Below are 13107 nucleotides of genomic sequence, written 5' to 3'. Positions count from 1 at the left end.
GTCAGCCGGCCGCCAGGCGCTGCCGCAGCGCGGCCAGTCCCAGTGCAGCCGCGCCACCGGGGGAACTGCGGGCGTCAAGGCTCGCCTGCGGATCGGCGCCCGCCCTGGGCAGGGGTTCGGCGGCTGCCTGCTTGTAGGCCTCGCGGAACGGCAGGCCGGAGAGCGCCATCTCGACCGCCTTGTCGGTGGCGTACATGCCGTCATCGAATCCCTTCGCCAGTCGCTCGGTATTCCATTCCAGCCCGCGTAAAAGGTCAGGCAGCAGCGCCATCGCGCCCAGGCCGCGTCCGAAGGCATGGAACAGGGCGCCCTTGGTGAACTGCAGGTCGCGGTGGTAGCCGCTGGGCAGCGACAGCAGCTGTTCGAGTTCGGTGCGGGAGGCCGCAATGCTGGCGTAAGTCGCCCGCAGCAACTCGACCAGGTCCGGATTGCGCTTGTTGGGCATGATCGAACTGCCGGTGGTGTATTGCGCCGGCAGGTTCACGAATCCGAACTCGGCGGTGGTGAACAGGCTCAGGTCCCAGGCCAGGCGACGCAGGTCGAGCGCCGCCGCGCCGAGCGCGTCGACGGCGGCGATCTCGAACTTACCGCGGCTGAGCTGGGCGTAGATCGGGCTGACCTGCATGCGGGCGAAGCCCAGTTCCTTCGTGCTGCCCTCGCGGTCCAGCGGCAGGTTCACGCCGTAGCCGGCGGCGGTGCCCAGGGGGTTGGCGTCTATCCAGTCGTGGGCCTGTTTGGCGCGCACGGCGTTGTCGATGAAAGCTTCGGCGAAGCCGGCCCACCACATGGCGGTGGACGACACCACGGCGCGCTGCAGGTGGGTGTAGCCGGGCATGGGCAGGGGTTCGGCTTCGGCACGCTGCAGGCAGACGTCGGCGGTTTCGCGGCACAGGGCCTGCAGCTCGCCCAGCTTGCGCTTGAGCCACAGGCGGGTGGCCACCAGCACCTGGTCGTTGCGGCTGCGGCCGGTGTGGATCTTGCGGCCGGTGTCGCCCAGGCGCTCGACCAGGCGTGATTCGATGGCCGAATGGCCATCTTCGAACCGGTCGTCGAGCACGAAGGCGCCGGACTTCAGGTCTTCCGACAGCGTGCCAAGCTCGCGGCACAGATCGTCGCATTCCGTAGCAGTCAGGATGCCGATGCGCGCCAGCCCGCGCGCGTGGGCGGCCGAGGCGGTGATGTCGTCCTGGATGAACTCGCGGTCCAGCACCACGTCGTCGCCGGCCAGGAACGCCTGGATGCGCGGGTCGACTTGCACGCCGGGTTTTTGCCAGAGCAGGTCGCTCATGTATCGATTCCCATGGTTTCGGGCAGGCCGAAGGCCCGATTGAGGTTCTGCAGGGCCTGCGTGGCGGCCCCCTTGAGCAGGTTGTCCAGCGTGGACACCACCACCAGCCGCCGACCGTCCGCCGACAGGGTGAAGCCGCCCACTTCGGCGCCATGGCGGCCGGCGATGCGGCTGACCCACGGGGCAGCGTCCAGCACGTCCACCAGCGGTTCGTCGGCATAGGCATCGCGGAAACGCGCCAGCACTTCGTCGCGGTCGAAGGCCCGTTCCAGGTGCATGTTCGCGGTCAGGGTGATGCCGCGGAAATGCGGCGCCACGTGCGGCATGAACTCCACGACGTGGCCCAGCTGGCGGGTGACCTCGCGCTCGTGCACGTGGTCCACCAGCGCATACGGCATCAGGTTGTCGCGCAGCTTGTCCGGGTCGTTCTTGTCCGACGGGCCGGTGCCGGCACCGCTGTAGCCGGAGACACCAAAACACTGCGCCGGGCCGGCCAATGCGTCGCGCAGCGGCGCCAGCGCCAGCTGCATGGCCGTTGCGTAACAGCCCGGGTTGCTGATGCGGCGGGCGCCGTCGGCGACCCCGCGGTTGAGTTCCGGCAGGCCGTAATACCAGCCATCGTCGAAACGGTAGTCGGCGGACAGATCCACCACCACCGGGTCGGCCCTGGCGGCGTCCAGCGCGGCCACGAACGTCGCCGCCATGCCGTTGGGCAGGGCCAGCACCAGGGCATCCACGCCCTGCCCCGCCACCGCAGTGGGATCGAGGTTGGCGTAGCGCAGTCCACCCGCGTAGGTGGGCTCGTGGTCGGCCAGGCGCTGGCCATCGCGCTCGCGCGACGATACGAAGGCCAGCTCGAAACAAGGGTGCGCCACGACCAGCTTGATCAGCTCGGCGCCCACATGGCCGCGGGCGCCCACCAGGCCGAGGGAAATCCGGTGGCTCATGCCCTGCCCCCGTGCTCGAGCTTGAAGTCCAGGCCGCGCCGCACCACCGGCCACTCGGTGTCGAGGATCGAATACACCGCGGTGTCGCGCAGGTGGCCGTCGGGCATGCGCATCTGCCGGCGCAGGATGCCGTCGAAGTGCGCGCCCAGGCGCTCGATGGCGGCGCGGGAGCGATGGTTCATGACGTGGGTGCGAAGCTCGACCACGCTGCAGCCCATGGCATCGAAGGCATGGCCCAGCAGCAGGCGCTTGGCCTCGGTGTTCAGGGCCGAACGCTGCACCCGCGCCGAATACCAGGTGTAGCCGATCTCCAGGCTGGGGATCACCGGGTCCATGCGGAAATAGCGCGTGCTGCCCACCGGCTCGCCGCTGGCGTCGCGCACCAGGAAGGGCATCGCGATGCCGGCTTCGCGCTCGGCCATGGCGCGGGCGAGGTAACCGCGCACGGTTTCGCTGCTGGGCACCGAGGTGTACCAGAGGTTCCACAGCTCGCCGTCGGCGGCCGCGGCCAGCAGTTCTTCGCCGTGCCCGGGCTGCAGCGGCTCGAGCTTGACGTGGTGGCCTTCCAGGATCGGCGGGATCGTCCAGTGCAGGTTCTGCATGTTCAACCTTTGAGGGTGGCCGGGCGGGCCAGGCAATGGTCCACGGCGTAGCGTATCTGGTCCCAGCCCTCCAGGCCGTACCAGAACACGTTCCAGGTCTCGCCCTTGAGGCAGCCGTCGGCTTCGGCAAAATAGAAGTCGTTCACCGGGTTGCCTTCGCGGGCGCGCCAGAACAGCGCCGGCGTATCGTCCCGCATCACCTGCCAGGCGGCGCGGCCCAGGCCTTCGCCCTGGGCGTCGTCGCTGACGGCGAACTTGTCCAGGTGCGGCAGGCCATCTTCGTCGGTGATCAGCAGCGCCGCACGGTAGTGTTCGCTCACGTAGGCCTTGAGCAGCTTGGTGGTCTCGAAATAGTCCGGCGCCAGCTTGCGGCCGAAACCACGCTCGACCAGCCGCCGCAGGCGCTCGGGATCCATTTCGTCCCAGCGGGTTACCTTGCGCACCTTTTCACCGCGGCGCACCAGGGTTCCCGAACCACGATGGGTGAACAGCTCCTTGGCCAGCTGGTCGGGCCGGGTGATCGACACCGAGCTCGACAGCGGCAGCTGCATCAGCAGGTCGTGGATCTGCTCGATCTTCACCCGCATGCCCGAGTGCAACCAGGGCTGGGCCAGCAGGGTTTCGTATTCGGTGCTCAGGTTGATCGAGTCGATCACCTCGCCGTCGCCGTCGAGCAGGCCGCCGGTGGCGGTGAGGAAGATGATCTTGTACGGCTGCAGCGCCTTGACCAGTTCGTTGGCGGCCCAGTCGGCGTTGATGTTGAGGATCTGCCCGCCGGCGGTCTCGCCCAGCGAAGCGATGACCGGGATCGAGCCGACCTTGATCGCCGCCTGGATGCCGGCCTCGTCCACGCGCTGCACCTGGCCGACCAGGCCGAATTTCGCCTGGTCCAGGTAACCGCACTCGAACACGCCGGCGGTGATGGACGTGGCGCGCACGCCCTGGGCCTGCAGGGCCTCGACCAGGCGCAGGTTCTCTCGCTGGGCGACCCGGCGCACGACGGCCAGGCCGGCGCTGTCGGTGACCCGCAGGCCGTCGACGATCTTCTTGTCCATGCCAGCGGCGGTCATTTCCTCGTCCAGCTGGGGACCGGCGCCGTGGATGACGATGGGCGTCAGGCCGACCTGCTGCAGGAAGGACAGCGAGGACACCAGCGCATCGAGCTCGTCGCGCAGGATGGCGCCACCGACCTTGACGACCGCGAAGCGCGCCGCGTCCACCTGCGAGAAGCGCTTGAGGTACTGCTGGATCTCCTTGGCGCTGGCCATGTTCGACAGCAGGCGGACGATCGTGGTGCGCATCTCGGTCACGCGGTTTGCTCCAGCAGGCGGTGGTAGGTGTTGGCGGCGGTGGCCAGCTGTTCCAGGGCCACCCACTCGTCGGCGGTGTGGGCCTGGGCGATGTCGCCCGGGCCGTAGACGAAGGCGGTCAGGCCGGCCGCCGAGAACAGCGAGGCTTCGGTCCAGAAATCGACCGCGTTGCCGATCGGCAGGCCGAGCTCGTCGGCCAGGTCGCGGGCGGCCAGGCGCTTTTCCTCCGCGCGGGCGACGTCGCCGGCAGGCAGCGAGGGGCCGCGGAAGGTTTCTTCGTAGTGGGCCAGCGCCTTGGCGTCGGCCAGTTCGCGGAACCGCGCGTGCAGGCCGTCCATGTCCATCGACGGCAGCGGCCGGAAGCCGAAGCGCAACTCGGCGGCCGGCGCGATCATGTTGGCCTTGATGCCGCCCTCGATGCGGCCGATGTTGAAGCGCAGGCCGGTCAGGCCGCCGAAGCGGGCATGGGACTGCGCCTTGGCATGCTCGAGCGCGCGCGTGCCCCAGCGCATCGCCTGGTGCACCGCGCTGAGTTCAAAAGCATCGGCGCCGGACGCATGGCCGGCCTGGCCCTGGAAGCGCATCAGCGCCGAGCTGATGCCGCGGTGGGCCAGAACCGCTTCGCACAGCGTCGGCTCGGCGATGATTGCCTCGTCGAAGCCATGGTCGCTGGCCAGGAAGGCGGCGATGCAGCGGGCATCGTTGGCTTCTTCGTCGCTACTGAACAGGAAGGCGGCGTCACCGGTGGTGGCGTTGGCGGCCGCCACCAGGCCGGCGGCGGCGCCCTTGATGTCGCAGGCGCCCAGGCCAATGGCTTTCTCGTCGGTGACGCGCAGCACGTGTGGATCGGCGCTCCAGTGCGGCGAACCGGGCACGGTGTCCAGGTGCACGTTGAAAACACGCTTCGGATTTCCGCGCACCGCGAGCATCGAAACAGCGCCGGCGCCGTGGTCGGTGACCCGGACCTCGAAGCCCGGCAGCTGGCTGCGCAGGTAGTCGAAGATGCCGTCGGTGCCGATGGCGCGCGGCGGGTTGCGCGTGTCGAAAGCCACGAGGGCTTCGAGGTGCTTGAGGACGTCGGGAAGCAATGCGCTCACTTGCGGTTGACCTCGGCCCACAGGGTGCTGGACATGCCGAACAGGCGGATGAAACCTTCGGCCTCTTCGACGCCCCAGTCGGCGGACTGGGCGTAGGTGGCGCCCTTGGCGTGCAGCAGGTGCGGGCTGCGCACGGCCACGGCATCGACCTTGCCACCCTGGGTCTGCAGCACCACCTCGCCGTTGACGCAGCGCTGGCTGGAGACGAGGAAGGCTTCCAGGTCGGCCTTGAGCGGGTCGTTGTAAAAACCCTCGTACACCAGCTCGACCCATTTGCGGGCCACGTCCGGCTTGAATCGGTTCTGGTGCTTGCTCAGCACGGCTTCTTCTAGCGCGCGATGCGCGGCCAGCAGCGCGGCCAGGCCCGGGGCCTCGTAGATGATCCGGCCCTTGAGGCCGATGGTGGTGTCGCCGGTGTACATGCCGCGGCCGACGCCGTACTTGCCGAACAGGCCATTCAGGGTCGCCAGCAGCTTCGCGCCGGGCATGGCCTGGCCATCCAGGGCCACCGCTTCGCCCGCCTTGAACGTGATCGCCACCTGCAAGGCATCGGCCGGCCACTCGGCACGCGGTGCGCACCAGCCGCGGGCGCCCTCGCCCGGGATTTCCCAGCGGTCGATTTCGCCGCCGCTGAGCGTCACGCCCAGCAGGTTCTCGTTGATGGTGTAGCTCTTTTGCTTGGCGAGCACCTGGAAACCGCGCTCTTCCAGGTAGGCCTGCTCGTAAGCGCGCGTCTGGGTGTGTTCCTTCTGGATTTCACGGATGGGCGCGACGATCTGGTAGTCGCCGGCGGCCTTCACCGCCAGGTCGAAGCGCACCTGGTCGTTGCCCATGCCGGTGCAGCCGTGGGCGATGGCCCGCGTGCCCAGCTCGCCGGCACGCTTGAGGGCTGCGTCGACGATCAGGTAGCGGTCGGACACCAGCAGCGGGTACTGGCCCTGGTAGCCCTCGCCCGCCATCACGAAGGGTTTGACGAAGCCGTCCCAGATCGCCGGCCCGCCATCGACGGTGACGTGGCTGGCGACGCCGAGCTCGGCGGCGCGCGCCTCGATGTAGGCGCGCTCGTCGGCATCCACGCCGCCGGTGTCGGCGAAGACGGTGTGCACGGCCCAGCCGCGCTCCTTCAGGTAAGGCACGCAGAAACTGGTGTCGAGGCCGCCGGAAAACGCGAGGACGATGTGCTTGTCGGACATGGGGAATTTCTCTGGAAAGCCCCTCCCCGTGCAGGGAAAGGCGGGAAAAGGGGAGTTACTGCGTGGCCAGCGCCGCCATCACGGCTTTTTGCACGTGCAGCCGGTTTTCGGCTTCGTCGATGGCGATGCACTGCGGCGAATCCATCACCGCATCGGTCGCCTTGACGTTGCGGCGCAGCGGCAGGCAATGGCTGAAGACGCCGCGGTTGGTCAGCGCCATCTTGGCTTCGTCGACGATGAAGTGCTTGTGCGCGTCGCGGATCGGCTTTTCCTGGTCCCAGCGGCCGAAATACGGAATCGCGCCCCAGCTCTTGGCGTACACGACGTCTGCGCCGGTGTAGGCCTCCTCGATGTCGTGGCTCATCCGGAAGCTGCCGCCCGATTCCGCCACGTTGTCGCGGGCCCAGCCCAGGTAACGCTCGTCCAGGGCGTATTCGGCCGTGGGGCACAGCAGGGTCACGTCCATGCCCAGGCGCGTGGCGATGGTCAGGGCCGAATTGGCCACGGCCGTGTTGAGCGGCTTGGGATGGTAGGTCCAGGTCAGCACGAACTTCTTGCCGCGCAGGTCCGGCGTACCGAAGTGCGTCTGCAGCGCCAGGGCGTGGGCCAGCTCCTGGCAGGGATGGGTGATGGTCTCGAGATTGATCACCGGCACCGTCGAATACTTCGCGAAGCTGCGCAGCACGGTGTCCTGGCGGTCCACCGACCAGTCCTGGAACTTCGGGAAGGCCCGCACCGCCACCAGGTCCACGTAGCGCGAAAGCACCCGCGCTACTTCGGCGATGTGCTCCTCGGCCTCGCCGTCCATCACCGTGCCCAGCTCGAACTCGATCGGCCACGCATCCTTGCCCGGCTGCAGCACCACCGCGTGCCCGCCCATCTGGAAGGCACCGATCTCGAAGCTGGTGCGCGTGCGCAGCGAGGGGTTGAAGAACACCAGGGCAATGGACTTGCCCTTCAGCGCCTGGCTGGCCTTGCCCTGGCGGAACGCCGCGGCCTCGGCCAGCACGGCGTCGAGCTCGGCGCGGGACCAGTCCTGGGTGTTGAGGAAGTGCTTCATCGGGGATTCCATGGAGTGAAAAGGAGGTTCGGGAGGCGCGAAAAACAAAAAAGCCCAGCACGGGGCTGGGCTTTCAGTCGGACAGGCACTCGCCCCCGGCTACCCAGCGTGGATGTGGGCTTCCGGTCGACGCGCACGCGAGGTCATGCCCGCCGCCATCCAGGCGGAGGTCATCACGGCGGCGGTGGGGGCGGTGCAGGTCATGGGGGAGGAGTATGCCGGCGGGCCGGCACGGCCGCAACTCAGCGGCTGTAGCCGGTCTCGTCCGGGGTCACAGCGACCCGGATGCGGAGGCGATTGCCCGGGTCGTAGGGCAGGCGCGACATGTACTTCTCGCCCTTGTACATGTACTCGACGTCGTAACCGACGACCTGGCGCTCCTCGCGCTCGACCTCGACGATGCGGCAGCCGCGGGCTTCGGCCTCGGCCTTGTTGCGGGCGATGTTGTTGCCAATGGCACCGCCGGCGACGGCACCGGCGACGGTGGCGGCCTTGCGGCCATTGCCCTTGCCCACCTGGTTGCCGAGGGCCGCGCCGACCAGTGCGCCGATCACGGTGCCGCCGGTGGTCTGCCCCGACTGGCGGTATTCGACGCCGTCGCAGCGCTCTTCCGGGGTCCGGGTGCGAACGATCTGGGTCACCTCGTCGGCACGCAGCACCTGGGCGTAGCCATAGCTGACGTTTTCCGGCACCGGCGCGGCTTCGTACTGGCCGTAATCCTCCTGCTCGTAAGGATCGGACGGGTACTGGGCCAGGGCCGGGGTGGCGGCCAGGGCCAGCAGGGGGAGCAGACGCAGGGCGAACGACATGGGGAAACCTCCGGGCGGACGGCGGAATTCAAGCATCCCGACGCTGAACCCTTGCCTAAGAATTTCGTTAAACGGGGGGTCTGGCTTGCTAGACTCAGGACTTTGACTGCCTGCCCCGCCATGGAACTGCGCCTCTACAACACCCTGACCCGACAGCTGGAGGTTTTCCAACCCCAGGATCCGGACCGGGTCACGATGTACGTCTGCGGGCCCACGGTCTACAACTACGTACATATCGGCAATGCCCGCCCCTACGTGGTCTTCGGCCTGCTCGCCAACCTGCTGCGCCGCCATTACGGCCGGGTGGTGTACGCCCGAAACATCACCGATGTCGACGACAAGATCAACCAGGCCGCCCGCGAGCAGGGCGTGGCCATCGGCGAGATCACCGGCAAGTTCGCCGAGGCCTTCGCCCAGGACATGGCCGGCCTGGGCATCGCCCCGCCGGACGTCACGCCGCATGCCACCGCCCACATCCCGCACATCATCGCGATGATCGAGCGGCTGATCGCCTCCGGCCACGCCTACGCCGCCGACGGCCACGTGCTGTTCTCGGTCGGCAGCTATCCCGACTATGGCCGCCTCTCGCGCCGCGACCCGGACGAAATGCTGGCCGGAGCCCGCGTCGAGGTCGCGCCCTACAAGCGCGACCCGGGCGACTTCGTGCTCTGGAAGCCGTCCACGCCCGACCTGCCCGGCTGGGAATCGCCCTGGGGCATCGGCCGCCCGGGCTGGCACATCGAATGCTCGGCCATGGCCGAGGCCCACCTGGGCGACAGCATCGACATCCACGCCGGCGGCATCGACCTGCAGTTCCCGCACCACGAGAACGAGATCGCCCAGTCCACCTGCGCCCACGGCGGCCAGGTGTTCGCCCGTTACTGGCTGCACAACGGGCTGCTCAACTTCGACGGCGCCAAGATGTCCAAGTCCGTCGGCAACGTCGCCCGCGTGCACGAGCTGCTGGAAAAACATCCGCCCGAGGCCCTGCGATATGCGCTGCTCTCGGCCCAGTACCGGCAGCCGCTGGAGTGGTCGGACGCCGTCATCGAACAAAGCGTACGCACGCTCGACCGTCTCTACGGCACCCTGCGCGACCTGTCCGGCGTGCCGTCCACCGAGGCCATCGTGCCGGTGGCGGTGGAAGCTGCCCTGTGCGACGACCTCAACACGCCGGCGGCGCTCGCCGAGCTTTCGCGCATCGCCACCGAGGCGCGCAAGGCCGGGTCTCCGATCGCCCGCGCCAGCCTCAAGGCCGAACTGCTTGGCGGCGGCATGCTGCTGGGCCTGCTGCAGCAGAGGCCCGAAGCCTGGTTCAACCGCGGCGGCGATGCCGGCGACGATGCCCGCATCCAGGCCCTGGTCGAGGAACGCAACGCCGCCAAGGCCTCGCGCGATTTCGTGCGCGCCGACACCATCCGGCGACAGCTGGCCGAAGAAGGCGTGCTGCTCGAGGACACGGCCCAGGGCGTACGCTGGAGGCGCGCCTGATGCGCCCGACCGAACCCAGCGCCGCCGAGGCCCAGGCCGCGATCGCCGAGGAGTTCTCGTTCTTCGGCGACTGGTCCGAACGCTACCAGTACCTGATCGACCTGGGCCGCAAGCTGCCCGACTTCCCCGACGCGCTCAAGACCGAGGAACACCGCCTGCACGGCTGCCAGTCGATGGTCTGGATCGTCGCCCGGGGCGACGCCCGCGAGCTCGACTTCGATGCCGTCAGCGACTCGAGCATCGTCTCGGGCCTGATCTACCTCGCGCTGCGCGTTTACTCGGGCCGCAGCGCCGAAGAAATCCTGGCCACCACGCCCGACTACATCGCCGACATCGGCCTGGCCAAGCACCTTTCCCCCACGCGCAGCAACGGCCTGGCCGCGCTGCTGCAGTTCATCCAGGACACCGCCCGCCGGCACGCGCCGGCCTGATCCAAGGAAACGCCATGCCGCTTCGTCGCCTGCTCGCCAGCTGTCTCGCTGCCGCCCTCGTCGTTCCCGGCCTGGCCGTCGCGACCCCCAGCCTGGCCCCGCCGCTGGCACAGATGCCGGCCCAGGCCCAGGTGATGGCCCCGGTGGTGGCGCGTTTTCGCGCCGACCTGGCCAGCCTCGAGCGGGTGCACGACACCACCGCCGGGCCGCGCCGCGAACAGGCCTTGCGGCGACTGTACGGCGATTGGCAGCAGCGCCTGGCACAGATCGACCCGGCCAGCCTGGCCGACGAAGACCGGCTCGACCACGCCCTGTTCCGCCGCGACCTGGCCTACCGGCTCGAACAGCTCGACTTCCAGCGCGGCCGCTACACCGACGCCGCGCCGCTGCTACCGGGCGTCTCCGACCTGATCGCCCTGGCCGAGGCCCGCCGCGCCCTCGAGTACCCGGACGGCCGGACGACGGCAACGACGCTCGACCGCACGCGCCAACGCCTGGCCGACCTGCAGGCCCGCCTGGAAAAAGACCCCAAGGCCCTGGGCACCACGCCCATCGTCGCCTACCGCGCGGCCGGCCTGCTCGAGCGCGTGCGCGAAGACCTCAAGCAGTGGCACGGTTTCCATGCCGGCTACGACCCGGAGTTCACCTGGTGGACCCGCCAGCCTTACGAAGCGCTGGACGCCCAGCTCGAATCCCACGCCAAACTGCTGCGCGACAAGCTGGCCGGCGCCAGTGACCCGGAGACCATCATCGGCGACCCGATCGGCCGCGATGCACTGCTCGCCGGCCTGCAGCACGAGCTGATCCCCTACACGCCCGAACAACTGATGGCGCTGGCCGAACGCGAGCTTGCCTGGTGCGAGGCGGAACTGGCCAAGGCCGCCACCGAAATGGGCGCCAGGGACTGGCGCGAGGCACTGGAGCGGGTGAAGGGCCTGCACCCCGCACCCGGCGACCAGCCCAAGCTGGTCGTGGAACTGGCTGACGAAGCCGTCCACTACCTCGAGGCCAACGACCTGCTGACGGTGCCCGAGCTGGCCAAGCGCGACTGGCGCATGACCATGCTGTCGCCGGAGTACCAGCTGACCGCGCCGTTTTTCCTCGGCGGCCAGGACGTCTGGGTGGCCTACCCCACCGACACCATGCCGCACGAAAAGAAGCTGATGGCCCTGCGCGGCAACAACCGGCATTTCTCGCGGGCGGTGGTGCACCACGAACTGATCCCCGGCCATCACCTCCAGTACTTCTACAACAACCGCTACCAGACGCACCGGGAGCTGTTCGACACCCCGTTCTGGACCGAGGGCTGGGCCCTGTACTGGGAGTTCCGTCTCTACGAGCGCGGCTTCGCGCAGACGCCGGAGGACAAGATCGGCATGCTGTTCTGGCGAAGCCACCGCGCCGCCCGCATCCTGTTCTCGCTGGGGTTCCACCTGGGCAAACTGTCGCCCGACGAGGCGGTGCAACTGCTGGTCGACCGCGTCGGCCACGAGCGCGAGAACGCGCGCGCCGAAGTGCGCCGCAGCTTCGCCGGCGACTATGGCCCGCTCTACCAGATCGCCTACATGATTGGCGGCCTGCAGTTCCGCGCCCTGCACGAGGAATTCGTCGTCTCGGGCAAGATGACCGAACGCGAGTTCCACGACGCCATCCTCAAGGGCGGGCCGATGCCGGTTGCCGCCGTCCGGGCCCGGCTGTCGGGCAACGTGCCGGCCTCGGACCTGCGCGCGGACTGGCGCTTCTACGACTGAACCCGTGGGAGGGACTTCAGTCCCGACGCCTTTCGGGACTGAAGCCCCTCCCACGGCGGACCAAAAAAAAGCCCCGGTTTCCCGGGGCTTTTTCCTGACTCAAGGCGCGACCTGGATCACTCGCCCATTTGTTTCTGGCGGTGTTCCCAGCGCTCCTGGGCGTCGATGGTGCGCTCGGCGGTGAGGCGGGCTTCGAGGCGCTCGAGGCCGATCTCTTCGCCGGTGTCCACGCAATAGCCGTAGCTGCCGTCCTCGATGCGCTTGAGCGTGCTGTCGATCTTGCTGATCAGCTTGCGATAGCGGTCGCGGGTGCGCAATTCCAGGCTGTTCTCGGACTCACGGCTGGCGCGCTCGGCTTCGTCGCCGACGTCACGCACTTCTTCCTTGAGGTTCTCGATGGTCTGCTTGGACTCCTCCACCAGGTCTTCCTTCCACTGCAGCAGGCGCTGGCGGAAGTACTCCAGGTGCATCGGGCCCATGTATTCCTCTTTGTTGCTGGGCTTGTAGCCGGCCGGCAGGTCCACCCGGACAGCCCGCGAAGTCGCCGGCTTGATGCGCTCGGGACGCGGGGTGGTCGGCTTGACGTAGCCAGCCACGACGCCACTGCTGCGCCGGACCGGCTTGACGGCCGGGGCGGGCGGCGGCACGGCCTTGGCGACCGGCTTGGCCGGGGCCTTGGACGCTGGCTTGGCCACGGCCTTGGCGGCAGGCTTTTGCGCAACCTTCGGCGCCGGCTTGGCGACGGCCTTCTTGGCCGGCTTCGCAGCCGGCTTCGCAGCCTTCTTGGCCGGCTTGGCAGGCGCCTTCTTGACCGGCTTGGCGGCCGGCTTGACCGCCTTGGCGGCCTTCTTGACGACCTTGGTGACCTTCTTGGCGACCTTGGCAGCGGCCTTCTTGACCGGCTTGGCCTTGGCAGCCGCCTTCTTCACCGGCTTTGCGGCCGGCTTGGCGGCCTTCTTGGCAGGCGCCTTGGCCTTTGCCGCCGGCTTCTTGGCGGACTTGGAGGACTTGGCCGCCTTGGCGGGCTTCTTGGCGGCCGGCTTGCCGGCCTTCTTGGTTGGTTTCTTAGCGGCCACTAGGGCAATTCCTCTCTTTCCTTGAGGCTCGAAGGCGGCGTGTTATAGCCTA

12 protein-coding genes are annotated in these 13107 nt (G+C 68.5%); 3 read left to right on the top strand and 9 right to left on the bottom strand.

Annotated elements, in window-relative coordinates; translation table 11 throughout:
- Position 1 precedes the first annotated feature (1 nt).
- From N788_RS00345 to N788_RS00310, 8 genes are all read right to left on the bottom strand, one after another.
- Positions 2-1288: an argininosuccinate lyase gene (locus N788_RS00345; RefSeq protein WP_034219857.1), complete on the bottom strand. Its 1287-nt coding sequence runs from the start codon at positions 1286-1288 to the stop codon at positions 2-4.
- Positions 1285-2235, bottom strand: a complete 951-nt coding sequence (argC, locus tag N788_RS00340) for an N-acetyl-gamma-glutamyl-phosphate reductase (protein WP_034219854.1) — start codon at positions 2233-2235, stop codon at positions 1285-1287. Before argC ends, N788_RS00345 begins: the two co-directional genes overlap by 4 nt.
- Positions 2232-2837: a GNAT family N-acetyltransferase gene (locus N788_RS00335; RefSeq protein WP_034219853.1), complete on the bottom strand. Its 606-nt coding sequence runs from the start codon at positions 2835-2837 to the stop codon at positions 2232-2234. The genes argC and N788_RS00335 overlap by 4 nt, the downstream gene beginning before the upstream one ends.
- 2 nt (positions 2838-2839) lie before the next feature.
- Complete coding sequence (locus tag N788_RS00330) at positions 2840-4138, bottom strand: acetylglutamate kinase (protein WP_051924274.1); 1299 nt, start codon at positions 4136-4138, stop codon at positions 2840-2842.
- Between the two features lie 5 nt (positions 4139-4143).
- The gene (locus N788_RS00325) at positions 4144-5244 is read right to left on the bottom strand and encodes an acetylornithine deacetylase (RefSeq protein ID WP_034219848.1); all 1101 of its coding nucleotides are present in this window, start codon (positions 5242-5244) and stop codon (positions 4144-4146) included.
- Complete coding sequence (locus N788_RS00320) at positions 5241-6437, bottom strand: argininosuccinate synthase (RefSeq protein WP_034219847.1); 1197 nt, start codon at positions 6435-6437, stop codon at positions 5241-5243. The genes N788_RS00325 and N788_RS00320 overlap by 4 nt, the downstream gene beginning before the upstream one ends.
- Positions 6438-6492: 55 nt before the next feature.
- Positions 6493-7497 carry an N-acetylornithine carbamoyltransferase gene (locus N788_RS00315; RefSeq protein WP_034219845.1) on the bottom strand — a complete coding sequence of 335 codons (1005 nt, stop codon included), beginning with the start codon at positions 7495-7497 and terminating at the stop codon, positions 6493-6495.
- A gap of 242 nt (positions 7498-7739) precedes the next feature.
- Positions 7740-8306, bottom strand: coding sequence for a glycine zipper 2TM domain-containing protein (locus tag N788_RS00310; RefSeq protein ID WP_034219841.1), 567 nt, complete (start codon positions 8304-8306; stop codon positions 7740-7742).
- Between the two features lie 120 nt (positions 8307-8426).
- Between N788_RS00310 and cysS the strand changes: the two genes are divergently transcribed.
- The 3 genes from cysS to N788_RS00295 are packed head-to-tail and all read left to right on the top strand — an operon-like array spanning position 8427 to position 11979.
- The gene (gene cysS, locus N788_RS00305; protein WP_034219839.1) at positions 8427-9797 is read left to right on the top strand and encodes a cysteine--tRNA ligase; all 1371 of its coding nucleotides are present in this window, start codon (positions 8427-8429) and stop codon (positions 9795-9797) included.
- Positions 9797-10228, top strand: a complete 432-nt coding sequence (locus tag N788_RS00300) for a SufE family protein (RefSeq protein ID WP_034219835.1) — start codon at positions 9797-9799, stop codon at positions 10226-10228. The genes cysS and N788_RS00300 overlap by 1 nt, the downstream gene beginning before the upstream one ends.
- 14 nt (positions 10229-10242) lie before the next feature.
- Positions 10243-11979, top strand: coding sequence for a DUF885 family protein (locus N788_RS00295; RefSeq protein WP_051924190.1), 1737 nt, complete (start codon positions 10243-10245; stop codon positions 11977-11979).
- A 116-nt stretch (positions 11980-12095) separates the two neighbouring features.
- Here the strand turns inward: N788_RS00295 and dksA are convergent, their stop codons facing one another.
- Positions 12096-13055: an RNA polymerase-binding protein DksA gene (gene dksA, locus N788_RS00290; protein WP_051924189.1), complete on the bottom strand. Its 960-nt coding sequence runs from the start codon at positions 13053-13055 to the stop codon at positions 12096-12098.
- Positions 13056-13107 lie beyond the last annotated feature (52 nt).

The sequence above is a fragment of the Arenimonas donghaensis DSM 18148 = HO3-R19 genome (assembly GCF_000743535.1).
In the GTDB taxonomy this organism is placed as follows: Bacteria; Pseudomonadota; Gammaproteobacteria; order Xanthomonadales; family Xanthomonadaceae; genus Arenimonas; species Arenimonas donghaensis.
This window is presented reverse-complemented; position numbering and strand designations above follow the sequence as displayed.

Excerpts from the sequence above, each read along its gene's own strand:
- N788_RS00345 (WP_034219857.1), bottom strand. The coding sequence starts at position 1,288 with ATGAGCGACCTGCTCTGGCAAAAACCCGGCGTGCAAGTCGACCCGCGC.
- argC (WP_034219854.1), bottom strand. The coding sequence starts at position 2,235 with ATGAGCCACCGGATTTCCCTCGGCCTGGTGGGCGCCCGCGGCCATGTG.
- N788_RS00335 (WP_034219853.1), bottom strand. The coding sequence starts at position 2,837 with ATGCAGAACCTGCACTGGACGATCCCGCCGATCCTGGAAGGCCACCAC.
- N788_RS00330 (WP_051924274.1), bottom strand. The coding sequence starts at position 4,138 with ATGCGCACCACGATCGTCCGCCTGCTGTCGAACATGGCCAGCGCCAAG.
- N788_RS00320 (WP_034219847.1), bottom strand. The coding sequence starts at position 6,437 with ATGTCCGACAAGCACATCGTCCTCGCGTTTTCCGGCGGCCTCGACACC.
- N788_RS00315 (WP_034219845.1), bottom strand. The coding sequence starts at position 7,497 with ATGAAGCACTTCCTCAACACCCAGGACTGGTCCCGCGCCGAGCTCGAC.
- N788_RS00310 (WP_034219841.1), bottom strand. The coding sequence starts at position 8,306 with ATGTCGTTCGCCCTGCGTCTGCTCCCCCTGCTGGCCCTGGCCGCCACC.
- cysS (WP_034219839.1), top strand. The coding sequence starts at position 8,427 with ATGGAACTGCGCCTCTACAACACCCTGACCCGACAGCTGGAGGTTTTC.
- N788_RS00300 (WP_034219835.1), top strand. The coding sequence starts at position 9,797 with ATGCGCCCGACCGAACCCAGCGCCGCCGAGGCCCAGGCCGCGATCGCC.
- N788_RS00295 (WP_051924190.1), top strand. The coding sequence starts at position 10,243 with ATGCCGCTTCGTCGCCTGCTCGCCAGCTGTCTCGCTGCCGCCCTCGTC.